This is a genomic window from Brevibacillus migulae (assembly GCF_004521915.1).
Lineage (GTDB): Bacteria > Bacillota > Bacilli > Brevibacillales > Brevibacillaceae > Brevibacillus_F > Brevibacillus_F migulae.
The window spans coordinates 47,285-74,089 of sequence record NZ_SDKD01000009.1 but is presented as its reverse complement, the minus strand read 5'-3'; the positions used below and the strand labels follow the sequence as shown (position 1 = coordinate 74,089).

Sequence of the window (26,805 nt, the reverse complement as noted above, 5' to 3'; positions counted from 1 at the left end):
TTGTGCTAATTAAAGATATGTTTCAGAAGGACATCGAAAGAAATATTAAAGGCGTAATTAAGGTCGCCCAGACCGATGAGGAAAACATCTACCAGGAAATTGATGAGTATGTCGTAACCAGAGAATTACATAAGCACATGTCCAAGTTCTATGAAAACTATCAGCAGGGTATTAACGGTGCTACCGATAAAATGGGTGTGTGGATCTCAGGATTCTTCGGATCGGGTAAATCGCACTTCTTGAAGATTCTTGCCTATCTGTTGGAAAACAAGAAGGTGAAGGATAAAAAGGCGGTTGATTTCTTTACGGATAAGATCCAGGATCCGATCGTCCTGGCAAATATGAAACGGGCTTCTAATGTTGAAACTGAAGTCATTCTCTTCAATATAGACTCGAAAAGTCCCTTGGATAATAAGTCTAAAGAGGATGCGATCCTTCGTGTATTCATGAAGGTGTTTTATGAACACCGTGGATTCTATGGAGACATCCCAGGCGTTGCTGAGATGGAGAAGTACCTGTCAAAAGAAGGCGTGTACGAGGACTTTAAGCGTGAGTTTAAAGCGGCGGCGGGCGAAGAGTGGGTAGACCGCAGAAATACCTTCTACTTTGACGCTGATTATGTCATTGAAGCTTTGACAAAGGTCACTTCAATGTCCGTGGAGTCAGCTCGAAACTGGTTTGAGAACGGTGTGAATAATTACGAGATCAGCATTGAAAAGTTCGCCAAAGACGTAAAAGAGTATGTTGACCAAAAAGGGGATAAATTCCACCTGATCTTCCTGGTCGATGAGATCGGTCAATACATCGGTGACAGCCGTCAATTAATGTTGAACCTTCAGACGGTGGCAGAGGATCTGGGGACGCATTGCCAAGGGAAAGTCTGGATCATGGTTACGTCACAAGAGAGTATCGACAGCATCGTAAAAGTAAAGGGCGATGACTTCTCACGGATCCAGGGGCGTTTCGATACCCGACTGTCTCTTTCGTCGATCTCGGTCGATGAGGTAATCAAGAAACGGATTCTCTTGAAAAAAGAGCATGCGACCGACATGCTGAAACTCCTTTATCATGAAAAAAGTGCAATCCTAAAAAACCTGATTAGCTTCAAAGACAGTACCGCTGATCTCAGAGGGTTTGAGGATGAGAGAGAATTTGCGGATGTATATCCGTTTCTTCCTTATCAGTTTAAGCTCCTTCAAAACGTGTTCGAGCAAGTCCGCAAACATGGAAGCTCTGGTAAGCACCTATCTGAAGGGGAACGCTCCATGCTCTCCGCTTTTAAGGAGGCTGGACTGCGATTCAAGAATACCAATGAAGGGACGCTGATCCCTTTTTATGCATTCTACGATACGATTAAGGAATTTTTGACTCCATCTATCGTTCGGGTAATTGAAGGTGCGTATGAAAACCCAGCATTGAAAGATGACGAGTTTAATGTCGATCTACTCAAGGTGCTCTTTATGATCAAGTATATTAAAGAGCTTCCAGCGAACATCGAAAATATCGCCACCTTAATGGTGATAAGTATTGATGAGGATAAGTTGGCGTTGAAGGAGAAGATTCAGGCATCACTCAGAAAGTTGATTGCACAAACCTTAATTCAAAAGAACGGCGAGTTTTACATCTTCCTTACCGATGACGAGCAAGATATCAACCGTGAAATCAAGGCAATGAAAATTGAGGAAGATGTGGTTAAGAGAGAGCTTGCCACTTACATTTTTCAAGAGCTGTACGATGATAAGAGATTCCGTTACTCGCAACAATACCAGTTCTCTTACAACCAGAAGATGGATGAAAAGAATTACTGGAACCAAACATCAAGTATAGGGATCAACATCCTTTCTCCATTGTCTGATCATTATGCAAAATCCGAGCAGGAACTTATGCTTATGTCCTCTGGAAATGGTGAAATGATCTTAAAGCTCGGTGGTAATGAAGCATACATTGAAGAGATGGAAGAAGTTTTGAAAATCGAAGAGTATCGGAAGAAAAAGAACGCGACCCAGCTCCCTGAGAGTATTCAAAACATCCTGAATAACAAGCAGGCTGAAGTAAGAGAGCGGAGACGAAGAGTGAAGGATATGTTGGAGGAAGCGATTAAGGGTGGCGTTTTCTTCATCAATGGCGACAAAGTGGACATTAAAGGTGCTTCGGTAAAGGAAAAAATCAATACTGCTTTCCATTCTTTGGTTGAGAATGTGTATACCAAGCTGGGGCTTGTAAAGTCCTTCTTGGATTCTGAGAAGGATCTGGTTTCTCTTTTGCGGAATAAAGCCGATCAGATTACCATTGATGGCTCGAAACAAAATGACAATGAATTGGCTGTTAAAGAAGTATTTGAGTTCATTAGTCTTCAGGATAGTATCCAAAAACAGGTAAGGATCAAGATCCTCTTGGATCGGTTTAGCGACAAGCCGTACGGGTGGAAACCACTTGATATCGCAGGTTTGATCGCTGAGTTGATGAAAGAACAACGGATCAGAATTCGATTCAATGCTGAATACTTGGAGCCTGAAGATGGAAATATGGTCAATGTTCTCACAAAAGCAAACGAAGCTGATAAAGCCATAGTGACGAAGCGTGTGAAAGTTGATGAGTCCCTTTTGAAAATCGCCAAAAATATCTGTAAAGAAGTATTTAACAAAACGGATGTAGCTGACGATGAGGATGGACTTATCAAAGATGTTCGGGATCTCATGGATAAGCAGGTCACAGAGATCACGAATTTGAAAAAGCGTTATGAAGGTCGAAAATACCCAGGGAAAAGCCTCTTGGACAAAGGGCTTGAGTATTTCAATGAGTTCACCAAAGGATTAGACAACGTATCGTTCTTCACCAAGCTTCGAGACTTGGAAGATAATCTTCTTGACTGGGATGAGGACGTTGCTTATGTTCGGAGTTTTTTCGAGAACCAGAAAGAGATTTTTGATAAAGGTCTTCTTGCTTACGACAAGTACAAGGACAACAACGTTTACTTGATAGGTGAGGAAACGGAAAAGTACGCCGCTAATTTACAGGAAATACTTACGGAAGTCCAGCCGTACAAAAAAGTCAAAGAGATCCCAGAGCTTGTCAATAAGATTGATGAGGCTATTCAAAAGGTACTTGAGGACAAGAAAACAGCGGCGAAAAATGCGATTAAGCTTGATGTTGACCATCTGGAATTGCGTTCGAACCACGAAGGGGTATCGGAAGCAATCAAGAACCAAATCCAGACTTTTTATAAAAACTTGTTCCAGAGTATCGATGGCTTCACCGATATCTTTAAGGTTGATGCAACCGTTACCCAAAGTTACTCTTTTAAAGAGAATATGGATATTAAGATTGGTCGTGAAATCAACGAGTGGAACAATCGAACGCAACCAGTTGCTATTGACGGCGGTTCTTCTCACGGAGTTGAAACAGTAATAGTTCAGAAGGAAAAGGTGAAAATCAGTAGCTTACTTGCTGATAAAACATTGAAAACAGAAGAAGACGTAGACAAATTACTTCATTCGCTATCGGTTAGGTTGAAACAAATGATCAAGAATAACAAACAAATTGAAATCATTGAGTAAAAATGTGTGTGCCGTGGTTAAAGCCACGGCACATCAAATGATGAAAGTTCATTTTACAATTGGGTGGGTGACAGGAAAACATGAATAAAACAGCTTTGAAGAACTTTGCGACAAATGCACGAAAAGATTTAATGAAAAAGGTCGAAGCAAGGGCTTTTAAAATCGGGATTACCGAAGAAATTATTAAAACAGCTCAAATTGAAACCTCCGATGCTATCTACATTGATGGCAAACAACTATCGATTACTGAGAAGAAACAGCGGGACAAGCTTATTCAACGTATCAAGGAGATTGGTTTTAAAAGTGTGGTAGAGGAAGTTGCATACACATGGTTCAACCGCTTTATAGCACTACGTTTTATGGAGGTTAATAACTATCTTCCGACAAAAGTACGGGTGTTATCCTCCAGTAACCCTGAGAGTCTTGAACCTGACATTATAAAAGAGGCATTGTCAGTAGACTTAGATATTGATAGAGAATTGGTATATGAACTCAAAGTAAATAATAAAACAGAAGAACTCTTTAAGTATTTGATCATAAAACAATGTAATAGTTTGAATAAATACTTACCTTTTATGTTTGAAACTATAGAGGACTTTAAAGAAATTTTGTTTCCAGAAGGCTTGTTGGCGAAGGATTCATTAATTCGAGAGATGACTGATACAGAGGAAATTCCTGAGACTGATTGGGAAAATGTCGAGATTATCGGTTGGTTGTACCAATATTACATCGCAGAAGAAAAAGACCGTGTAATTAAGGCTAAGAAAAAGTACAAGATTGAGGAAATTCCATACGCAACCCAGTTGTTCACTCCTGATTGGATTGTGCGTTATATGGTACAAAATACACTTGGGCGTTATTGGGTAGAGGCACACCCTGAACATCGAGATTTAATATCTAAGTGGGAATTTTATCTCGAAAATCCAAATCCAGAACCAAATTTCGAAGAAAAATTGGCTCCTTTTATTAACAAGGAACTCAAAGTAGAGGAAATCAAGTGTTTCGACCCTGGAATGGGTAGTGGACATATTCTCGTCTATATGTTTGATGTCTTATATGAGATTTATAGCCGCTGTGGTTATATGGAAAGAGAAATCCCAAGGCTAATCATCGAGAATAATCTATATGGGTTGGATATTGATGATCGAGCATGTCAGTTGGCATGTTTCTCAGTTGTGATGAAGGCGATTCAGTATAATGGACGATTCTTTAGAAGCATTGAGAAGGATGGGTTAACCTTAAACTTAGCTTCAATTCAAGGCTCTAATCAAATGACTGATGAAGATGTTATATATTTTGCAGGAGAAAAAAGCGGTTCAAAATATCAGCAAATCAAAGAATTCTTTCAACAGTTCAATAATGCAAAAGTGTTTGGCTCTTTAATTAAAGTAAAAGAAGCTGATATGGAATTTGTGAAAAAGAGATTAGAAATTCTGAGAAATTCCCCATCTGATGATTTGTTTGAAGAAATGTCCAGAAAAAAAATCATCGATTTATTGCCTTCGATAATTAAGCAGTATGAAATAATGAATAATATTTATGATATTTTGGTATCTAATCCACCATATATGGGGAATAGGTACATGAATCTGGAACTGGTTCAATTTATTAAAGAAAATTACGATAAAACAAAATCTGATTTGTTTTCCGCCTTTATTGAATACAGTTTTGATAAGGTGCATAATAAGGGACATTTAGGTTTCATGACTCCGTTTGTTTGGATGTTTATCTCATCTTATGAACAATTGAGGAAATTAATAATCGATGGGAAAAATATTAGCAGTCTTATTCAACTTGAATATTCGGCATTTGAAGAGGCAACAGTTCCGATTTGTACGTTCACTTTAAGAAATTACAGTCTAAACTTACTTGGTGAGTATATTAAGCTATCGGATTTCACAGGGGCAAAAAACCAACCATTAAAAGTAATTGAGTCAATAGAAAACTCAAATGTCGAATATCGATATTCTTCTAAAACAAGAGATTTTAATAGAATACCGTCATACACAATTGCTTATTGGACAAGTGAGAGAATTAAAAAGATATTTGAGACTTCGATTACTTTAGGTGAAATAGCTGAACCAAAGGTTGGGTTATTTACTTGTGATAATGATAGGTTCTTGAGATTATGGCATGAAGTAAATATAAATCATGTGGGATTTGGATATAAAAATGCAAACGAAGCTGGAGAAAGCAAGATCAAATGGTTTCCGTATAATAAAGGAGGTAAATTTAGGAAGTGGTACGGTAATAATGAATATTTAGTTAATTTTTATGAAAATGGAAAAGAAATTAGTGAATTTAGGAAAGAAAAAGGTCAATCCTACTCACTCCCTGGTAGTAAGTATTATTTTCATAGTGGAATAACTTGGTCATTTATTAGTTCTACTAATTTCGGAGTAAGATATTCTCCAAGTGGATTTATATTTGATGTTGCAGGTTCTTCTGTTTTTCCAAGTGAAAATGATATCTTCTATATAATGGCGTATTTATGCTCTAAAATAACTTTTGAGCTATTAAAAGCACAAAACCCAACTATGAATTTTCAAGTTGGCAATGTAGCCAATCTCCCGATAATTTTAGACATAAATGAAAACATAAAGGACAGAATTAATGAATTATCAAAGGAAAATATATCACTTTCTAAAACTGACTGGGATTCATATGAAGTATCATGGGATTTTAAAAAACATCCATTACTCACTTATAAGTACGATACTTCCAAAATTGAAAATTCATATAAAAATTGGAGTCATTATTCAGAAGAGAGATTTAACCAAATGCACAAAAATGAAGAAGAGTTAAACAGAATCTTTATTCAAATCTTTGGTTTACAAGAAGAAATGACACCTGATGTGGATGAAAAAGATATAACAATAAGAAAAACAGAGGTTGAAAGAGATGTGAAATCGTTTATTTCATATGCAGTTGGTTGTATATTCGGAAGATATTCCCTTGATAAAGAAGGAATTGTGTTTGCTGGTGGTAAGTTCGACTCCCAAAAATACAACTCATTTGCTGTAGATCAAGACAACATACTACCTATACTATCAAGTGCTTATTTTGAAGACGATATATTATCAAGATTTATTGATTTTGTGAAAGTCACATTTGGCGAAGAAACTTTAGTAGAAAATCTTGAATTTATTGCAGATTCCCTTGGGAAAAAAGATGGGGAAACTGCTAAAGAGGCAATTAGAAGATACTTACTAAACGACTTTTACAAAGACCATCTCCAAACGTATAAGAAAAAACCAATCTACTGGCTCTTTACTTCTGGAAAACAGAAGGCATTTAACTGTTTGATCTACATGCATCGTTACGACAAATCTACTTTGTCGAGAATTAGAACCGACTACTTACATGAGCTTCAAAATCGACTGGATGCAGAGAAGAAGTCTCTCCTCAGTATTATCGAGGGAGGCGGAACTGCCAAGGAAATTAGCAATGCAAAGAAAGAATTGAAGGCAATAGACCTAAAAATTGAAGAACTGAAGGCATATGATGAACTTCTTCACCACATGGCTGACATGCAGATCGAAATTAATCTTGATGATGGCGTAGCCGTGAACTATGCCAAATTTAATGGTCTGCTTGCAAAACTGGATTAGTTTTCGGTTACAATGGGGATATACCAGTATTTTGGTATATCCCTATCCATTAGCTTCATAACAAAGGTGCTGAGAAGTAATGAATATTGATGAGATTATTAATACACTGAAGACAACCTTTCATCAACCGCTTGATGGCGGGGAACAACGAAAGATTGTTTTCTGGTTTGACAAGGATCAGGAATTTGTAGACTACATAGACGAGATCACTATAGAGAATGTCAAGGTACACAAATTGACAGAAGGTAACAGCTTCTATACAAAGTATCTTCTCGAAGAAGAAGATCCAGCTTCACATTTTCTGATATATTCTAACCAGGATGTGGGAACAGAAGACAACTGGCTTTTGGATACCCTTTTGTATTCGAAAAGCTTTTATGCGGATAAGATATCGCTCATTATGAATGAGTTGAAGATTGATGCATCCCAGAGAAGTGTTGTAAAGAAGTACGAGAAGTTTTTCGGCAATAAAGACCGCCTTCGTAAATTCAAAGCATTCGATACCACCACTTTCTCAGAGGAAACGATTGAACTGGCGATCATGAGTGCTTTATGCAATCTGAAATCGCCTGATTTTGAGGATGTTGTAAAGGTTATTCTCATTGATAATCTAAACGACAACGAGAACAAATATCTGGATCTGATCGGTAAGTTTTTCGACAGTCAAGTATTCTGGAAATACGTCTCCGATAGGTATGGGTTCGAGCAAAGCAATCCACTCCTGAAGGGGTTATTCCTTCATTTGACTGTCTCTGCACTAAGTCATGCAGTCGAAGAGCGGCATCTGTCTTTAATCAAAAACTATATCGCGACTCGTAATAAATCTAATGCATTCGTGTTTATCGATCACTGGATGCATCATAAAACGGATTATCTCGTGTATGATCAGCTTGCTGAAATGGCAGAAAAAGAGATCAGGCTTGCTGATATCTTGAACCAACTTCCTGTCGAGGAATTCAAGACGGCAGATACGTTTCCTTTTTTCGATAAGGCAATCATCATATATATTGCAAACAGTCTCGATGCAAGGCTTGAAGATTATGAAGAATACATCAAGCTGATCAATGTACGGAGAGCGAAGCATTTTTATGAGAAGTATCAATCTATTTACGAGGCGTTATACTATACCGTAAAAATGTTTGAGTTCTATAAAAAGTACAGTTTGGGCATTCCAAAAGCGCAGGCATTGGATATGTTCCGATCCTACGTTAACGATTATCATCAAATGGATACGTACTACAGAAAGTTCTATGTGGCATACGACAATGAAACAAACAGCGAAATCCTCAAGAAGCTTAAAGTGATGGTTGAGAACCTGTACACCAACTGGTATATGGGGGAATTAAGTTCACATTGGTCCACCGCTGTGCAGGATGAAATGAAAACAAGCTGGATGATCCCAGGTATTCAAAATCAAAAGGATTTCTACAGAAGTTTCGTTGCTCCGAAAATACACCAAGGTGATCGGGTATTCGTCATCATTTCTGATGCTCTTCGTTATGAAATAGCGGTGGAACTTTCGGACAAGCTCAATTCGGAAACAAAAGGGGCTTGTGAGATCCAGCCATTATTAGGGGGAGTTCCATCCGTGACGAAACTGGGGATGGCATCCTTGCTTCCGCATAAAAATCTGGAGATTGATTTGAACGGCAGAGTTCTAATCGACGGTAAATCTTCCAGCGGTCTGGAGAATCGGATCGAAATTTTGCAGGCGGCTGTTTCCGACAGTACGGCAGTGCATTTTCAAGAGCTGTTTGCCATGAACAAGGCTGGGAGAAGGGAACATTTCAAGGGCAAAAAATTGATCTACATTTACCATGACAGTATTGATGCTATGGGGGATAAAGCATCCACTGAAATCTATACATTCACAGCGGCGGAAAAAGCGATTGAGGAGATTTATAACATCATCAAGATCATTCGAGATGACCTAAGTGGAACGAACATTTTCATTACTGCCGATCATGGGTTCGTATATCAGCGGGATGCATTAGAAGAAAGCGATAAAATTGAGAAGGAAGGCATCCAGGCCATTGAGATTAAGAGAAGATATTTGCTGTCCCAGGATTCGGGCGAGAAAAGCGGTCTACTCGATATCAGCTTGGATTCATTGATACAAAACGAACACCAAATTACGGCATACGTCCCGAAAGCGACGATCCGCTTTAAAATGCAGGGGTCAGGAGTGAATTATGTTCACGGTGGGGCAAGCCTTCAGGAAATTGTCGTTCCTCTGATTCAATTCAAAAACATCAGAAGTGGTCAGAAAAACAGTCGGGAAATCGAGAAAGTGGACGTAAAACTCACGAACACTACAAGAAAAATTACAAACAGCTTGTTCAATCTTACTTTCTTCCAAACTGAGAAAGTGGAGGACAAGCGAGTTCCTCGAACAGTGAAGATCTACATGGTAGATGAGAACGATGGTGTAATCAGCAATGAAGAAACGATAATATGTGACCGTACTTCGGATAAACCAGAAGAACGAACGTTCAAATTACGCTTTGCATTAAAATCGATACCTTACGACAAGAATGGTAAGTATTACTTGATAACTAAAGATGAAGAAACGAATGTGATCGTGGAAAAAACACCGTTTACCATTAATTTGGGAATCGTAAGTGATTTTGATTTTTAGAAGAGGGGAGGAAAACGGATGGAGACAATGACAGGGGAACAAACATATGATCTTGATCGCAAACTAAACGAAGTGTTTTCAGGAAGAGTTGTTCGGAAAGATCTGACGAAGCTTATGAAAGAAGGAGCTAACGTCCCAGTATATGTACTTGAATATCTTCTTGGGATGTATGCGGCCACTGATGATGAGGATAACATCCGAGAAGGGATCGAACGAGTAAAGAAGATCCTGGCAGAGAACTTCGTAAGACCTGATGAAGCTGAAAAGGTCAAATCGAGGATTCGGGAACTGGGTCAGTATTCCGTTATCGATAAAATTTCTGTTACGCTTAACGAAAAAATAGATTCTTATGTTGCAGAGTTTTCGAATTTGGGACTTAAAGGGGTTCCAATCTCGCCGAACTATGTCAAAGAGTATGACAAGCTCTTGGCAGGCGGGATCTGGTGTATGTTGAAAATGGAGTATTTCTTCGATGAAGAAGTAAGGAACAGTAATCCCTTTAGCATTAGTAGCTTAAAACCGATTCAAATGCCGAATATGGATCTGAATGAGATAATGGAGGGAAGAAGAAGCTTCACGAAAGACGAGTGGATCGATGTACTTATTCGTTCGACAGGTATGGAACCAACTCAGCTTGAGAATAGAGTAAAATGGCATCTGCTCCTTCGACTTGTACCGCTTGTAGAGAATAACTATAACATGTGTGAACTGGGTCCAAGAGGTACAGGGAAATCACATGTCTACAAAGAGATCTCACCCAACTCTATCCTTGTATCGGGTGGACAAACAACCGTAGCCAATTTGTTTTATAATATGTCATCAAAAAAGGTCGGGCTTGTGGGACTCTGGGACACTGTAGCATTTGATGAGGTAGCGGGCATCACATTCAAGGATAAAGATGGCGTGCAAATCATGAAGGATTACATGGCGTCAGGATCATTTGCAAGGGGAAGAGAAGAGAAAGCGGCTTCTGCTTCCATGGTATTCGTAGGGAATATTAATCAAAGCCTTGATTCGTTGATAAAGACCTCTCATTTATTTGCACCATTTCCTGAAGCAATGGCAAATGACTCAGCCTTTTTTGATCGGATGCATTATTACTTACCAGGTTGGGAAGTCCCGAAAATGCGTCCAGATTTCTTTACCGATAAGTATGGGTTCATCGTCGATTACATGGCGGAATTTTTTAGGGAAATGCGTAAGCGTTCATTTGCAGATGCTATCGACCGTTACTTTAAACTCGGCAACAATTTGAACCAACGTGATGTAATTGCCGTTCGTAAAACAGTGTCAGGCTTAATCAAGCTCTTGTATCCGAATGGAGATTTCACAAAAGAAAACGTAGAAGAGATCCTGAATTATGCCCTCGAAGGACGGAGAAGGGTAAAAGAACAGCTCAAGAAGATCGGTGGCATGGAGTTTTACGATGTCCACTTCTCCTACATTGATAGAGAGACGATGAATGAAGAATATGTTTCCGTTCCAGAGCAAGGCGGCGGCAAACTGATTCCTGAAGGCTTAGGTAAACCAGGTCACGTATACACTGTTGGCCACGGAGATTCAGGCATGATTGGGGTATATAAGCTGGAAAATCAGGTCGTATCGGGTACAGGTAAGTTTGAAAAATCGGGTGTTGGTTCTCATCGTGGAGCAAAGGAAAGTCTGGATACTGCCTTCCGTTACTTTACTGCCAACTGCAAAAGTATCAGTGGCTCAATTAGTACGAAAACAAAGGATTATCTCATGCATATTAGTGATTTGCAAGGTATTGGATTAACAAGTGAGCTTGCAATTGCTGAATTGATCGGATTGTGTTCGGGAGCCTTGGAAAGACCTGTACAAGAGAGTATGGTGGTGCTCGGTAACATGACTGTTGGAGGCACAATTGCCAAAGTCGAGGAGTTCGCCAATATCTTGCAAGTATGTGTGGATGCAGGTGCGAAACGTGTATTAATACCAGCAGCTTCTGTTGTAGACTTCCAAACAGTTCCACCTGATTTGTTGATTAAGATACAACCTGTTTTCTATTCTGATCCGACTGATGCGGTGTTTAAGGCACTTGGAGTAGGTTAACAATTCGAAGAATAATAAAAAACTCCGCTGTTGAACTGAAATAGTTCCCAAACAGGCGGAGTTTTTCATGAAATGAGTTAAAATAAACTGTTTATAATATCTATATCTTTCGCAGATAGTTGATTCCTGTTTTCAGAAACAAAGCCCAACGCCTTTTTCCCTGCAGGTGAAGTATCTCCATAACCACTCCCCTTATATTCTCCTCCGACAATCGTCCCTTTTTATTCATATCTTCTTCTATCAGCCGGCAAACATAGTCACTTTTATTAGGCTGGAGTAAAAGATGCATGTAAATGTATTCATATTGTCTCCTGAAGCTTATTGATAGCTTGAATTTAGCCATTTTGCTTCGCCTACCATTAAGTAGCTTTTTACGTTCCCGTACTGTGGGTCATCTGAGATAGTGGCTTCAGGGAAAAGGTGAAGAATCAAGCTACCGCCACCACAAAACAAAATCTCGGTATTGTTAAACGTAATTCCTCTACTCAACGCAAAGCTGATAATCTCCTTTACATGGTCAGTAAGCGTAAAGAAGGCGTGATGGAGCTGAGGTTGCATATGTCTCGTCTTCTGATAACAGAGGATTTGGTTTTTGGTTAGGAAATCAACGGGAGGATTATCCTGATGGAACAAGAGTTTTGTTTGTTATTGATGGTGGAAAGAGTGGAATAGTTAAGCCTGTAAAAGCGAAACAAAGGGTAGCAACACAAACCTCAACTTACGAAGCTCACGACACCTACCCAACCTGCAACGGTATCTTCGGGAAGTAATAGTACGTCTACAAGTAAATCGAAGGTCGTTGTTTATAAGAATTGCAAAGAAGTTCGGGATGCAGGGGCTGCTCCTCTGTACAAGAGTGATCCAGGATATAGTCGTAAGTTGGAGAGAGATAACGACGGTGTGGCATGCGAGTAGAGATGTTAAATAATTCGTTTTTGACAGAATGTTCGATTGATTTGAGGGAGCAAAATGAAACTAAAAGAGGCAGTCACTTATGCGTGGAAGAATGCAATTGAGATCGAATTTGGCAAAAGAAAATCTTGGGATGGGGATACCTTTACATGTAAATGGATGAAAACGCACTGCCCGAATACTTGGGAAAAAAGAGGAGCCAGCGGGTTGTATTGGTTCTTGGTCAAAGATATGTCGATCGAAAAATTGAAAAATAAAAATGCGACTGACCTGTCTGAAAAGGGAATAAGTATTCCTGAAATTATAAAATACAACTCTAATCTCTTTCAGGATAACTTATGTAAACCAGATGATGATGGTTTTTTGATTATATACAATGGACACGAACAGAATATATTTGCAGGGATCCGATCACATTTCGCCCAAAAAAATAACAAAACAGGGGTAATTGGATTAGAAAAGTATAAGAGTTTATCAAAATATGATATATGGGTTCGATTATTCCATGATAAACTCCCTATGGAAAATTTGGAACCAGATGAGCAAAAATTTATCAAAGGTCTGTTAGGAGATAAGTCTGGCAGAGAAGCATTAGAATCATACTGGAGAACATATAACGGTTGGCCGTTCTCTGCAAGAGATAGAATCTAATAGTTGCAGGAGTGATTCCAGACAATAAGGAGCATCCAAAAGGCGGAAGGAACGCTTTTTTGGAATGCTCTTTTTACGTCATAACTTTTTAGGAGGAAGTGAACTGAGCAAAAAAACAGGGAAATGATTAGGAAATTCTTTGAAATAGGTAGATTATATTTTTATCGAAAACATGACTTTTCTGAATATCTTGTTGCCACGAGTCATAATAGATTTCAACAAAATAGGATTCCTTGTCACTTAGCTGTTAGATATGTAAAGTGGAGTAATATTTGTATTAACAATCGCCCCGATTTATTTTAGAAGAAAAAGTAAGATTACCATTAGTTGAAAAAAATTTAACGTTAGACAGGAGAAAATCAACACTTGGCGAACTTTGGAGATGTTTGAGATGATGGCTTGTTTGTTTTTGATTTCATTTTAGGGTCTTGTTAGTATATTTCCAAAGAAGAGGTTGGTACAATTATCAGGGGGGTTAATCATTTTTAGTTAATTCATCCGATAAATAGTTTAAAATATCTAATATTACGTATCCAAGAGTAGTGTGTAAATATGCGCTTTTGAGTAAAATTGCTTTTGTAACCGAGCTTTATTCATACAGGTTTAAACACCTACTTTAGCCGTTGTAATTGCTAAAGCAGATTGCATTTTTTTGTGATAATATTCCTTCAGAGGGGTCAGTTTTGGAGGGGAATTGTTATGAAGCAAGCGGAGTTGAGGAATGAAGAACAATTCAGGACATATTTATCAGAGAGTATTGATAATTCAAGAGTAATTAGTGATTGCATATCAAGATGTAGGAGAGTACAAAAACATGAAGGCGATTTAGCAGAACACTTTCATAAGGATCAAGGAAGAACATTGTTGGACAAGTTATCATATACTCTTGAAGATGCGAACCAAGGTATTCATCCCAAACATTCCATTACTATTACGGGCAGGAAAGGTCTGAGATCAATATACGAGGGTACTAAATCACTAAATCATGCTGTTAAAAGGTATTTCGAATATTTATCTTACAGTGGAAAGGATTTAAGTTGATACAAGTGGCAAAACATGGAGAAGGTTTAGGTTATGAAATAGTAAAGGCTGTCTTGAGTGGTGAACGAGCCTATTACTTTCCAAAAGGTGAAAGATTTTTGTGAACGGGTTTAAACAATAATACACCGACTATTTGTTTTGTCGGTGTATTATTGTTTAAATCTGGCTTGATTGTGAAGTTTCGCTGGCAGGGTTGGTTGCAACTATTAATATAAACAAACTCAATATTTTACCGCTACCAAACAGTTGGTCTTAGTTGATCCACTTAGTTCGCTTTTTCTAATCTGTATACTGCGGTAATATTATCTTCCTCATCATAATCAACTTGAAGGTCAATAGGTCCGTCCAATAAGGTATCGCTACCATTTTTCAATTGAACTATGTGTTGATCTACGACTGACCTGTTACTACTGATATTTTCATTATGATAAGTAAGATGTTTTTCGATTTCTGCTTTTTTATTGGATACGGTTTTACTTGTTCTAAAAATAGCATCAAGACCAAGATTTTTATCTTTTAAGATGCTATTAAATTTGTCATGAAATGCGAGTAACTCTTTATAATAATCTTCAATATCAGTTAGTCTATTTAAGCTAACCTCGGAGTTTTTTCCAAAGTCATTATTGATCTTTAAACAGATCGACATTACTTCTATATTACCAAAGGCGATGAGCAACTTTTGCTCAAATGTATAAGTCAACTCTTTAATCTCATTAACAACCTTGTCAATACCAAATTTTGTTTTTTCATTAATATGAAGAGCTTCATTTATTAATTGCGGAAACTCCAGTAGGATGGAGTGCATTTCATCATAACAACGTAATGAAATATCCTCCATTTTTGCCGAATAAACTTGCATGCTACTTCCATCCATATCACCTACATCTGGCAAAATAGATTTAAGATAACGAATACTGCCCTGAATTTTTCCGATTTTATCATTATTGTAAAGCCTTAGTAAAGTATCGATTTTGCGATCAATAACATTTAACTGTTTGTTTATTCTTTCTAAGTGTTCCTGAGAAGTAATGACTGTTAGTACACCTAATGCAGCATTGGCTAATTGTGTAGGATTTACTTTCCAAACATCCTTCATTTCTATCCATCCATGATTCCTAATTTGGTTTTTTTGATCAACGGCGATTGCCCTGAATTCATCAAGGGTTCCTTCTTTTCTCATAAGTTTAAATTCACCTGATTTTAACTTGTTAAGAACTTCCTCACCAAATTTAACCACCACTTTTCTTTCGTTTTGAACGATATCCTTGGCATTCGGTGATAATTTTATAACATTATTTATGTGGCTCTTTAGGGAATCCGTTAAAGCCAAAGCTTTAGGTGGGTTATACAATTCCAATTCCGTTGATTTATAGCTTTTAATTTCCCATGGTAAATCATAGGTGGGAGAATGTTGATAATTAATTTGAATGTTATTAGCTGTTTCATTTTTCCTTTTAAATTTAAGAAAAAAATAAACTGTAATGATTACAATAGGTATTACGATAAACCAAAAAATTGTATCCAACTCAAAGCACCTCTCTCTGCAACCAGTTTTATACTTATCAAGTTTACGTTTATGTTATTACATTGCAGAAGAATCTGGCAAATTGAAATTCCATATGCCAATGCAGGTGTCTTTCTAAAGTTTCATAACAGTATTGTTCGCTCCAAACCTTATCTTAGAGAAACGAATCTTGTCTTCAATCTCACCAAGGACTGGGAATCCCTCAGCTAACTACTGACGGATCACAGTTTTTTTTCATGTGTCCCGATCCGCCAGAGGCAACGGCTCATTAGAGGTATATAAACCTTATTTCTGATTTGATTGAGTTTGTACATTATTTCTCACAGTTGAACAATTTGCTCTAAAAGAACCGCTTTACCAATATGGGTGCTGGGAGGTCATATGTGGACATAATTTCTATATAATTCTCTAAACTTGATTTTATCCTTAAACAATCAGTGTTACTTGACAAAATTGATAAATGGGTAAATAATGGTTATATATGTAATTGGGAACGGGAGGGGTAACTATGAAAATGTATCTTGAGAAGTGCATGCTGTTGGACGAGCAAAGGAGCCTGATTGTAAGAGGAATACAAGAGGGAAAAAAGGAGTATCAGTCAATAAAAGCATTGCTTCCATCGTTCACTACTAATACGTATGACCCTCGACTACAGTACGATGCTGTAAATACCCATGTTGAAAAAATGATTCTGAATTCTCCTCATACACAGATGAAAGTTTTCAAGAAAAAAGCTGGGTTTCATCCTTATATAGTTATTCATGATTCGGTAAGAAATATATTTATTTTAGTCTCAAAGTTACCCAAAAACAAATACGTTTACAATCCAAGCGGGTATCGAGGGGACTTTGCTTCATCGAATTTCGATCGCCTCCTGGATATGGGAGCACCAAAAGAAGAATTACTTGGTGATACTATTTATCAACCGTCATTATTTCAGGGCTCAGATAACCACCCCTTTGGGATCATAGTAAGCTATGATCGGGATAGTGATATCATTTATGAGGGAGCTTTAAGACCTGACCAAGTGGATTGGATCTACAAGGAAGATATTACGGATGCCATCATCCTCAATACAAGAGACGTAATTCCACTGAACAACTACCGAGCTTCCGATATCGAACCTCGGCTTAAAACTCCAAAAGAAGACAACGATATTGTGGTTAAATTGAAGAATCCCCCTTCAACTTAGAAAGACTTCAGCAGATTAGGAGTAATTTATCATGAATGTAAAACAAGAGCCGCAGTTTAACCCGAAAAGGCTAAGGGAAGCACGTTTAGTACGTGGTATGACAATTAGTGACCTTGCAAAAAAAATTGGGGTATCGAAACAAGCGATATCCCAATTTGAACTGGGAGAGCATTCTCCAAAGCAAGAGACGGTGTTGGTGTTAATCAATACACTCAAATTCCCAAAAAGCTTTTTTTATCGAGAGTTCAATGAACAATATGTTGGAAACACATTTTTTCGTGCCAATGCTACAGCTACAAAGAAGAGCAAAGAAGTTCAATTCCAAAAGACATTATTAGCGGGGTATATCTACGAGTATTTATCTGAGTATATCGAATTTCCTGAGCTAAACTTACCCGATAGCTCCCTTTGCCTTAATACCGAGTGGAACAATAATTCGATTGAGCTATTAGCCGAACAAGTTCGGAATCATTGGGAACTGGGTGATAAACCAATCACGAATATTGTCCATTTATTGGAGAGAAACGGGGTCATTGTGTTTTCAGTGGATACTGATAGTGAAAAGGTTGATGCTTTTTGTCAGCACCGAAGAGGCAGACCCTTTATTTTTCTCGGCAATGATAAGCAATCCGCATTTAGACGTCAATTTGATGGTGCTCATGAATTAGGACACATATTGATGCACAAGGAAATCGATAATCAAGACGTACTTAGCCGAATTGAATTTAAAGAAATGGAGAATCAAGCAAATCGGTTTGCATCAGCATTGTTGTTGCCAGCAGAGGCATTTGCAAAGACAGTGACTTCAACATCATTGCTACATTTTGTGGAGCTGAAGAAATATTGGAATGTATCAATTGCCGCCATGTTGTACAGGTGTTTAGATTTAAAGCTAATTGATGAGAGTAGATACACATCACTTGTTAAACAAATGTCCATGAAGAAGATGAGGACAAAAGAGCCACTCGATGATGTCTTTCCTCTACAGGAACCTGTGGTTTTAAGGAAAAGCATCTTAATGCTATTGGAGAACAAAATCAAAAATGAATTGCAGTTAATACAAGAGATATCCGTACCACAAGAATATATCGAAATGCTCTGCAATCTTGATCAAGGCACTCTAAACTATAAAGAACCTGAGCCTACTATAAGGTTGATAAAGAGATGATTAAGACCGATAAGAAGCTCCAGTTCAAACCTGAACGGAGCTTCTTACATATTATCGTTTCCAAGGAGTATAGTTGAATATTTTGGTGAAGCAGGTGGGATGAAATTGCTCTCAATCGAAGAATATATTGCTCGAAGGAAGAAAGAAGATCAATTGAACGAATTCAGTCTTGCAAACCGCATGGAAAATATGAAGACCTGTGTTAACTATGTATTTGAGTATTTCAATCAATACCTGGATACAACCAAGTTGGATGAGCAGACTGTTTTGAATAATGAGCGGCTCGAAAAGTATAGGAATAGTATTTCGTACTATGATGAGGAGATCCAGGATTGGCTGGTACATATTTATGACGAGTACAATAAAAAATTGGATCGAGCGATTATCAACTTTCTAAAAAAGGACGAGCTGTTTTACCTTTATTACAGAAAGTGAATTCAGAAGCTCGTCATATGAATGCTATGCTCAATTAGTGAAAAAGAATCCTTTTCTGAAATACCAAACAGAATTGCTATTTTCTTTCATAAAGGATTATCATCAGATTCAAATCCAGCCTAATAATAGCAATAAATTTATGATCTCCGATGAAGTGGATCAATGGGTTGAAAAAACGTGGCAGAAGTATAAGGTTGATATCTTGGCATTTTGTAGCGATTGGGTTCATCGCTTTTATGACGATAAAGATAGTTGGCCAGTAAGCCATAGAAAAAAGAGCGATGTTCCGTATTGGAAATACGATTATGATTACAAGCAGAAAAGCAACTTGTTTAATCTGAATTCACTCTACAGAAGAATATCGGATAAACCATTTATTAAGGGAAAGAAGCAACACCTCGAAGCCACTATGATGTATTTTTGGCTTCATAATATAGAAGGGGATGAGGAGAACTATTGGCAAGAATATGTAAGCAAAATTTCCGATCACTCTGTTCTGCTTGCCAATTAAGCACTTGAACGATAGGTTCAATATTTATCAGGGGTGGTTACTCTGAAGCTAACTGGACTTAAAGAATTGTATGTTGATATGAAGACAAAAGGGATCAAAAGATATAAGTTTGCGTTTACTTATAACAAGGTCAGTTTCGATATTTTCTTTTTTACTGATGAAATCCCATATAAGTTGATGTTCGGGGTTAAGGCTCATAACTTCTACTTTGAGGTAAATGTGAATAACGGATTTGTCATTGATACCAACATAGGAGATAAATATACTCAGTTACGAAAGATACTTGGGTTACAGTACGATCCCGATAATCCATACAAGACTTTCTACTTTTTCACTGAATTCAATAAAAGGATTCCTCAGTCAGCGAATGTTCAAAATACTCCTGAACCATCTGATATTGCCTATTATCGGAAAGACGTAGAAGAATGTGACAAAATATACTTTATGGGTTGGAGAGATAACGAGAAGCGTGGAGAGAAAGTCAGTTCTGAGAATCTGTATAAAACAAGATTGCTATTAGATAATGAGGCGTATTTGATATGCAAGAGGAAAAATATCAGTAGCCGTTGGACACACGATAAAAGTTTAGCTCAAAAAATTCATTTACCCAATTAAACGTAACGATAGGTTCATTTTCTGAGGATCAATTTTCCCGCCGCTGGGTTGGATCCGCAGTAATCTAAGGGGCGATTCATATGGATAACAATGCTCTCGCAGATGAAATTGCACTCTTCATTTCATCCAAAAGAGAAAGTGATTATTGGGATTTTAAAGAAAAATACCATTCCAATAAAGCAAACTTGTTGCACGATATCATATGTATGGCAAATAACCGTGCTGATAGAGATGCTTATATAATATTTGGGGTGAGCGATGTTTACGAAATAAAGGGAGTGGAGGGAGACGAGAATCGAAAAACACAGCAAAATGTGATCGACTTTCTGAAGGCGAAGAAGTTCAGTGGCGGCATCAGACCATCTGTTGAGTTGAAATCATTGTTCATTCAAGGTAAGCTGATCGACGTTTTGATCGTAAAAAATAGTACAGAAACTCCATTTTTCTTAACTGAAGATTACTCTGATCAAGGGCGTATTGTACGTGCTAACTACATATACACTCGTGTTGGCGACTCCAACACTGAAATCAATAAAAGTGCAGATATCAATCACATAGAGTATCTATGGAAAAAACGGTTCCTGTTAAATAGACCTCCATTAGAACAAATCAAGAATAAATTGCGAACCAAGAGTGAATGGAAAAGAGAAGAGGGGATGTTTTATAACGTATTCAATCCTGAATATACAATAAGCTTAGAATATGATGCAGACTGTGATCGACCTGAGTTCTATTCCTATGTGATGACGAATCACAGTACATCATTTGGCATTCTGGATATAAGATGTTTCGGGACAAAGATGTTCAGTCAGCAATATGCGGTCCTGGATAGCGGAAGATATGTGACAACTGTTCCTGAATGGGGATTTATTTCTTTTGAAAAGCACAACCACGATGAAACATACTCTTACAAATACTTCGTAAAAAACAGCCTGAATTATATCCTTCATGAATTTTTATTGGAAGATGATCATGAAGCAATTTGGGCAAGAAACAGATTTTATGAAGTAGTTGTTACTTTCAATAGCGAAATGGAGAGGGAATTATTCGAGGAATACCTTGTCAGAAATAAACAGCAATTTATTGATGAGTTGTGCAAAGATGAGGATACTTATGAATGGATTTATTCTGAAAACGAAAGAGAGAAAAAACACATCCGTAAGGGGATTAAAACAGGAATTGCATTAAATAGTCTGCTTGAGAAGTATCGTAGGTTAAAAATGGCACAGTCTCTTTAGTCAAGTAAAAATGCAAAGATTCGGGGGCGATGTTGTGGTAGAAGAAATTAAGTTAAAAGACTTTATAAGCGACAGCATGATACTAACAACACACGAATGTAGGGTATGCGGCAATCTTGTCGAATTAGCTTTTGAACCATACTCTATTAATTTAGAGGGTAAGTATATCGAGATAGATAGGTTTCCGCAGATGAAATGCACTACTTGTAGTGCCTTGAGGTTGACAGAAAAGTCAAAAAAAGTGGTTCTTTATTTGCATGATGAGCTGGACAAGCGAAATCAAGAAAAGGTGATTTCGACGCATCGGCATCTCGGTATAAAATATGATTTTTGCGAAACCGTCGAATTTTCGTATGATTATGAAGACTACCAGAACATACCTGGTTTAACCGCATTGGCGGGTGATGGCTTTCTAACACCTGTATTTTTTAATAAGAACTGTCTTATCTATTTTATGCATCATCCTGAATATGAACTTAACCTTTTTTCTGAATCATATGGCACTCTTCGATATATGGACGATTTTGAAATTCCCTTTGGCATTAATAGTAATGGTAAGGTCGTAATGTGGTTGGGGGATTTAGATAAGCTGAATCAAGACACACTGGACTACTTGAAAATTCATAATGTTGAGTCTGACCATACCCTTATTAATTCGGAATTTTACTTAGGTCAAATGTGTAGCATATTTTCAGTGAACCGATTGTAGAAAGACAAATCATAAACTTACGAAACAAGCTATATGACAGTTTGAAGATTCGGAAAGAACTAAATCTTAATCATTTGGATGAAGAAGTTATAGCAGTATTGGAGGACATTAGGAAGCCTATCACCTATAGCTCCCTTGAAATTAAGCCAGTCATAAGTGCATTACATAAGATTTTGATTGAATCTGTGAACTTGGAAAATCTCAAATCCTTCTATAGAAGCACCGCTGAGCCTGTGGATAAGGAGCATGGGAAATGGGGAAGCATCAGGTATTATCAGTTTCTTTTGTTGTTGTTAAGTGGAAAAAATGAAGTTGATGATGAGGTCAAGAAACTAATTGCTCCCTTATATTTACTTAACGATTTAAGGATCCTTTATTTTCATATAATACCAACTGAGAAGCAGGAATCACTGAAACAAAATATTGTATCTACACTTGAATTAGAATCGTTTCAAGCCACGGAGCAAATGTATTCGAGATTAGTAAGTCGTTTATATGATTTGTTCGAGTACCTTGTCCAAAAATCATGAACGTTATTGCAATTGCCTAATGCTTCTATCGTAGCCGTTGAAATCAATACGTCGGTTCGGTGATCTTCGAATCTCGGAATAGATACGTTGGAAACATTATGTTTGATTGTTTCATGGAGAGGGATCTTATCTTTCAACATTTTGAGTTTAAAAATAAGAGCGGACCCAGAAAGGAAAAACGATATTCGTAGTCATGAATTCCATATTCTCACTAAACCCAAACCAATCCTACTATGTAAATAGCAATCAAAGTTTAAACAAAGCATAAATAGTCGTACTAAAGCTATAAAAGTCGTGCTATGAGCCGAGCGAGAAGCGGGGAACTGTTCCTGTTTTTCCTCGGCTCTTTTCTCTTCTTCAAAAGGATCGAAAGATCCGAAACCCCTTGCTAAATCTGACTTTCCTCCGATTTTTTTCTCCGATGCCCTCTGGACCTATCCCCAGCTTTTCTCTTGCTCTTCGTTCGACTTTAATTGCTTTTTTGACACTGATTTTTTCGGTCATAGCCTCTGTTTTTCCCCTGTTCGTAATACGACTTTTATTACTCAAGAAATTGGGCGAAATGGGGGAGGAAAGGCTGTGAAGCCTTGTGTCTGTAAGGCGGAGCGGCGGTGGGGCAAAGGTGACATGGATGATACGACTATTTTTGAAATGCACACAAAAAGCCTCAGAGACAACACTCTGAGGCTTTGGAATATCAAAAAGTGATGACAAATAACTCCCCCCTCACTCAAATCGATTCCACACGATCGTCTCCTCGATCGGCAGCCTTGCGGACGGGCGGGCCGGCTCTGCTGCCTTGCCGACCGACACGAGCATGATGGGCACATATCGATCCGGGATCGCGAAGGCTTCGATAAGCTTGTTGGGGTCAAAGCCGCCCATCGGGCAAGAATCCAGCCCCATCGCCTTTGCGGCAAGCATCAGCTGCATAGCGGCAAGAGAAGCGTTGCAGATAGCCTGATCTCTCGCCCAGTCGGGTTTGTTGGCATAAGCCTGCTCGATTTGCATGACCAGATTTAGCTTGATTTCCGGAGTCATTCGTCCTGCCTGCACATCCGATTCGAACACTTTCTCCGCATTGCGATCCGCATGCAAATCCCCGAGGATCGCGACGACAATGGAAGATTCGAGGACCTGACGTTGTCCGTACGCAATTTCAAACAAGACTTCCTTTTGAGCCTGGTCCGTGATGACGATAAATTTCCAATGCTGCAGATTCCAGGCGGAGGGTGCTTCTGAGGCGCTTTGAATGAGAGTCCGGATTTCATCATCCTTCATCCGGTAATGGTCATCATAACGCTTCACGGCATGCCTCTCTCTCAATACTGTAAAGAAATCCGACTTGCTATCCACTTTCCCATTCATTCCCTGCACACTCCTTTACTTGTGGTTGATTGGTTAAAGACTTTACCCTTCGACTTGCTTAGCCTGGTAACCTGGAGCGACGCTGCCCTGTTTGGTCTTCTGTTTCACATTGGTTCCAATCACTCCTGCAATAATGAGCGCGGAACCGATGAGATGGTAGACGGTCACTGTTTCACCGAGCATGAAGGCTCCGGCTGCGATCGAGATGACGGTAGACAGATTGGAAAATACACTGATCTTGGAAGCTTCAAGCTTGGTCAGCGCGTAGCTGGACGAGAAAGCCGTCACCAGCGATGCCAGTATGCCGAGATAAAAGATGGACCAGACAAATTCCGTATTCGCCAATGGCGTGAAGATTTGGTTCATTGTCCCGTCAGCCGCATGACCTGCGAGCGACGCTGCCCAAAAGATTACACATCCGATCGCCATCATGGAGCTGGTAACCTCGGTCGGTGTGAACGTGCGAAGCAGATAGCGGGAGAGTACGACATAGCCCGCAGATGCGAGACAGGAGAGGATAAGCAGCGATATGCCCGCTACATTGGCAAGATCAATGCCGGTTCCTTGCATGACAAAGATCAATACCACGCCGAATACGGATAGCAGGATCGAGAGCTTCTGCCGCAGTGTCGTGGATTCCTTCAGAAAAATCCCCGCCAGTATGGCGGTTAAGATCGGCGTTGTCGCAAAGATAATGCCGCCTTCAGCGGAGGAAGCGTGCTTCAATCCAAATGTCTGCAAGGTAAAGAAGCCGAGCGGATACATCATGGCTAAGAGAAGCAATCTTGGCCACGGCTTGCCCTTGAGTGAAATGCGAAACACGCCGGTGGCGACCAGTACGACAATTGCCGCGAACGAAAAGGAAAAACGAAGCGCAAGGGTGTCGATTGGGTTGGCGTACGTAAGGGCGACCTTTGTAAACATAAATGATAATCCGATGATGGCCGCATAGACGAGCACGGCGATATAGGCATAGACGCGTCCGCGCTGTGTCTTGGATTGCATGGATGAATTCCTCCTTTAAGCGAATGTAAGGTTCGAACCTGTCATTGGAATCGTAAGGCATCCCGTTTTGCAGCACAATTCGAAAAACGCGAAACTGTTTGGGTACAGTTATGGTCAGCAGTTATGGTGTGGCTGCGCTTTTTTCGCTATAGTGGGGTTTAAGAAGAACTTCGGACAGATCTTGAAGCGTGGGGGGGCGAGCAGGTCATGAAAAAATATTCGGAGATTCTGGCGGATATAGAACAAAAGCGGGCTGAGGGCGAGCTTCGCCCGGGGCAGAAGCTGCCGTCTGTTCGCCAGGCAGCGGATATATACGGCTGCAGCATCAACACGGTGACGCGCGCTTATGCGGAGCTTGAGAAGCGTCATGCGATCTATTCGATTCCGCAGAGCGGTTACTATATCGTGGAAGACGAAGAGGAAGTGGCCGGCATAGATGACGGGGTGATTGATTTTGCTTCTTCCTCTCCCGATCTGAATGTATTTCCTTACCGGGATTTTCAGCATTGCTTGAACAAGGCAATCGACACTTACAAATACCATTTGTTTACCTATGGGAATCCGAAGGGGCTTGACGCTTTGCGCGAAACGCTCGTGAAGCATCTCGCGGATGATCAGGTGTTTGCCAAGGCCCAGCAAATCGCGGTGACGTCGGGCATCCAGCAGGCGCTTCAAACATTAGCGCGGATGCCGTTCCCGAACGGCAGGACGGCAGTCTTGGTGGAACAGCCGAGCTATAATCTGTATTTGAAATTCCTTGAGGCGGAAGGGCTGCCGGTGAAGAGCATCGTGCGCACCGCAGGAGGCATCGATCTGCAGCGGCTGGAGGAAATATTTCGCGACGGGGATATCAAATGCTTCTACACGATGTCGAGACATCATAATCCACTCGGCACATCTTACGGTGTCAGGGAGAAAAAGACGATAGCCCGTCTGGCAGCCAAGTATGATGTGTATGTGGTGGAAGACGATTTTATGGCGGATCTCGGTGACAGGCGAGGCTTTGACCCGATATTCGCGTATGACCAGAGCGGGCATGTGGTGTATTTGAAAAGCTTCTCAAAGATCATCTTCCCGGGATTGCGTATAGGCGCTGTAGTACTGCCGGAGCCGCTCTTGGACAGCTTTCATACGTATAATGGGCAGAACGTTGCTGCCTTGCTGTCACAGGCAGCTCTTGATATCTACATCAAGAACGGCATGTACGAAAAGCACAGGGAAAAGATCTTTCGGCAGTATGAATCGAGGATCGAGATCTTGCATGATGCAGTGAAGACGTATAACGATGCGGGGCTGCTCGAAGTGGCGAATGTCCGATCGGGCGTGTATACGCAGTTCAAGATGCCACAGGCAGTCAATCTGGAGCGGGTGGTGGATCGGCTCAAGGAACGGGGCGTTCTCGTGCAGAGCGGGAAGCAATTCTACCTCTCAGACTATCTGCAGCGGGAGAAGTTTTTGCGAATCAGCATTTCTCGCGCCCGACCGGAGCAGATTCATGAGGGGGTAAAAGCCGTTATTGAGGAAGTAAAGCGGGGGATAAATGTGTAAGGTCTTTGTCCGAACCCACAATAGAACCAAGTTTTACATTGAGCAAACACCACTCCTGCGGAGCCATACGCGATCGTTGATAAACAGTCACTTACAATAATTTGAAACATTACCATTCCATTTCCGTCACATTGACAAAGACCATGGTGCAAAGAGGTGTATGTCAATGACCAAAAAATTAGTGGCGATGAGTACATGTGTGTTGCTGACTGTTGTATTGGGCAACGTTTCAAGTGCGTATTCCCCAAACAACCCCACTGCTCAAACCAACGGTATGTTTATTCCCAACGCGAAACCCTCCGATTGGAAAGAAATAAAAAAGCTGCCGCTCCCAAGATCCGATGAATGGAAGCCGCATGTGATCCCTTTGAAGAATACAGTTAAAAAATAGCGGATTTCGCGTTCACTTTCCCCTGCTACCAGATATTCCACGGGTACTTGTACAGCATTTGTATCCATCCTATTTTTTGGGAGATGC

18 protein-coding genes and 2 pseudogenes are annotated in these 26,805 nt (G+C 39.6%); 17 read left to right on the top strand and 3 right to left on the bottom strand.

Features of this window, described 5'->3' with window-relative positions; all coding sequences use genetic code 11:
* Window positions 1-2: 2 nt before the first annotated feature.
* From brxC to EIZ37_RS12170, 8 genes and pseudogenes are all read left to right on the top strand, one after another.
* On the top strand, window positions 3-3,557 hold the full coding sequence (gene brxC, locus EIZ37_RS12205; RefSeq protein ID WP_134684889.1) for a BREX system P-loop protein BrxC: 3,555 nt from the start codon (window positions 3-5) through the stop codon (window positions 3,555-3,557).
* 80 nt (window positions 3,558-3,637) lie between these two features.
* Window positions 3,638-7,168 (top strand): BREX-1 system adenine-specific DNA-methyltransferase PglX, encoded by a 3,531-nt coding sequence (pglX, locus tag EIZ37_RS12200; protein ID WP_134684888.1) that lies wholly within the window; start codon window positions 3,638-3,640, stop codon window positions 7,166-7,168.
* Window positions 7,169-7,247: 79 nt separating this feature from the next.
* Window positions 7,248-9,806 carry a BREX-1 system phosphatase PglZ type A gene (gene pglZ / locus EIZ37_RS12195; protein ID WP_134684887.1) on the top strand — a complete coding sequence of 853 codons (2,559 nt, stop codon included), beginning with the start codon at window positions 7,248-7,250 and terminating at the stop codon, window positions 9,804-9,806.
* Between the two features lie 18 nt (window positions 9,807-9,824).
* Window positions 9,825-11,879 carry a protease Lon-related BREX system protein BrxL gene (brxL, locus tag EIZ37_RS12190; RefSeq protein WP_134684886.1) on the top strand — a complete coding sequence of 685 codons (2,055 nt, stop codon included), beginning with the start codon at window positions 9,825-9,827 and terminating at the stop codon, window positions 11,877-11,879.
* 542 nt (window positions 11,880-12,421) lie between these two features.
* A pseudogene (locus EIZ37_RS26400) lies at window positions 12,422-12,529 on the top strand (excalibur calcium-binding domain-containing protein); the annotation flags it as partial.
* 148 nt (window positions 12,530-12,677) lie between these two features.
* Window positions 12,678-12,794 (top strand): annotated as a pseudogene (locus EIZ37_RS12180) (excalibur calcium-binding domain-containing protein); the annotation flags it as partial.
* A gap of 54 nt (window positions 12,795-12,848) precedes the next feature.
* Window positions 12,849-13,442, top strand: a complete 594-nt coding sequence (locus tag EIZ37_RS12175) for a hypothetical protein (RefSeq protein WP_134684885.1) — start codon at window positions 12,849-12,851, stop codon at window positions 13,440-13,442.
* Between the two features lie 699 nt (window positions 13,443-14,141).
* Window positions 14,142-14,483 carry a hypothetical protein gene (locus EIZ37_RS12170; RefSeq protein ID WP_134684884.1) on the top strand — a complete coding sequence of 114 codons (342 nt, stop codon included), beginning with the start codon at window positions 14,142-14,144 and terminating at the stop codon, window positions 14,481-14,483.
* 265 nt (window positions 14,484-14,748) lie between these two features.
* Here the strand turns inward: EIZ37_RS12170 and EIZ37_RS12165 are convergent, their stop codons facing one another.
* Window positions 14,749-16,008 carry a hypothetical protein gene (locus EIZ37_RS12165; RefSeq protein ID WP_134684883.1) on the bottom strand — a complete coding sequence of 420 codons (1,260 nt, stop codon included), beginning with the start codon at window positions 16,006-16,008 and terminating at the stop codon, window positions 14,749-14,751.
* Between the two features lie 508 nt (window positions 16,009-16,516).
* Between EIZ37_RS12165 and EIZ37_RS12160 the strand changes: the two genes are divergently transcribed.
* The 7 genes from EIZ37_RS12160 to EIZ37_RS12135 all read left to right on the top strand — a co-directional run bounded on the left by EIZ37_RS12160 (window position 16,517) and on the right by EIZ37_RS12135 (window position 21,876).
* Window positions 16,517-17,200 carry a hypothetical protein gene (locus EIZ37_RS12160; protein WP_134684882.1) on the top strand — a complete coding sequence of 228 codons (684 nt, stop codon included), beginning with the start codon at window positions 16,517-16,519 and terminating at the stop codon, window positions 17,198-17,200.
* Window positions 17,201-17,231: 31 nt separating this feature from the next.
* Window positions 17,232-18,368: an XRE family transcriptional regulator gene (locus EIZ37_RS12155; protein WP_134684881.1), complete on the top strand. Its 1,137-nt coding sequence runs from the start codon at window positions 17,232-17,234 to the stop codon at window positions 18,366-18,368.
* 99 nt (window positions 18,369-18,467) lie between these two features.
* Complete coding sequence (locus EIZ37_RS26645; RefSeq protein ID WP_328591355.1) at window positions 18,468-18,803, top strand: hypothetical protein; 336 nt, start codon at window positions 18,468-18,470, stop codon at window positions 18,801-18,803.
* Window positions 18,804-18,840: 37 nt separating this feature from the next.
* Window positions 18,841-19,314: a hypothetical protein gene (locus EIZ37_RS26640; RefSeq protein ID WP_328591354.1), complete on the top strand. Its 474-nt coding sequence runs from the start codon at window positions 18,841-18,843 to the stop codon at window positions 19,312-19,314.
* 33 nt (window positions 19,315-19,347) lie between these two features.
* On the top strand, window positions 19,348-19,929 hold the full coding sequence (locus tag EIZ37_RS12145) for a DUF6037 family protein (RefSeq protein WP_134684880.1): 582 nt from the start codon (window positions 19,348-19,350) through the stop codon (window positions 19,927-19,929).
* Between the two features lie 80 nt (window positions 19,930-20,009).
* On the top strand, window positions 20,010-21,167 hold the full coding sequence (locus EIZ37_RS12140; protein ID WP_134684879.1) for an ATP-binding protein: 1,158 nt from the start codon (window positions 20,010-20,012) through the stop codon (window positions 21,165-21,167).
* A gap of 34 nt (window positions 21,168-21,201) precedes the next feature.
* Window positions 21,202-21,876 carry a hypothetical protein gene (locus EIZ37_RS12135; protein WP_134684878.1) on the top strand — a complete coding sequence of 225 codons (675 nt, stop codon included), beginning with the start codon at window positions 21,202-21,204 and terminating at the stop codon, window positions 21,874-21,876.
* Between the two features lie 1,256 nt (window positions 21,877-23,132).
* Here EIZ37_RS12135 and EIZ37_RS12130 read toward each other — a convergent pair.
* Window positions 23,133-23,774, bottom strand: coding sequence for a nitroreductase family protein (locus EIZ37_RS12130; protein ID WP_134684877.1), 642 nt, complete (start codon window positions 23,772-23,774; stop codon window positions 23,133-23,135).
* Window positions 23,775-23,816: 42 nt separating this feature from the next.
* Complete coding sequence (locus tag EIZ37_RS12125) at window positions 23,817-24,779, bottom strand: DMT family transporter (protein WP_134684876.1); 963 nt, start codon at window positions 24,777-24,779, stop codon at window positions 23,817-23,819.
* Window positions 24,780-24,986: 207 nt separating this feature from the next.
* On the opposite strand from EIZ37_RS12125, the gene EIZ37_RS12120 reads away from it, so the two are divergent.
* Window positions 24,987-26,327 (top strand): aminotransferase-like domain-containing protein, encoded by a 1,341-nt coding sequence (locus tag EIZ37_RS12120; RefSeq protein WP_134684875.1) that lies wholly within the window; start codon window positions 24,987-24,989, stop codon window positions 26,325-26,327.
* A 166-nt stretch (window positions 26,328-26,493) separates the two neighbouring features.
* Window positions 26,494-26,718 (top strand): hypothetical protein, encoded by a 225-nt coding sequence (locus EIZ37_RS12115; RefSeq protein ID WP_134684874.1) that lies wholly within the window; start codon window positions 26,494-26,496, stop codon window positions 26,716-26,718.
* The last annotated feature ends 87 nt before the right edge of the window (window positions 26,719-26,805 follow it).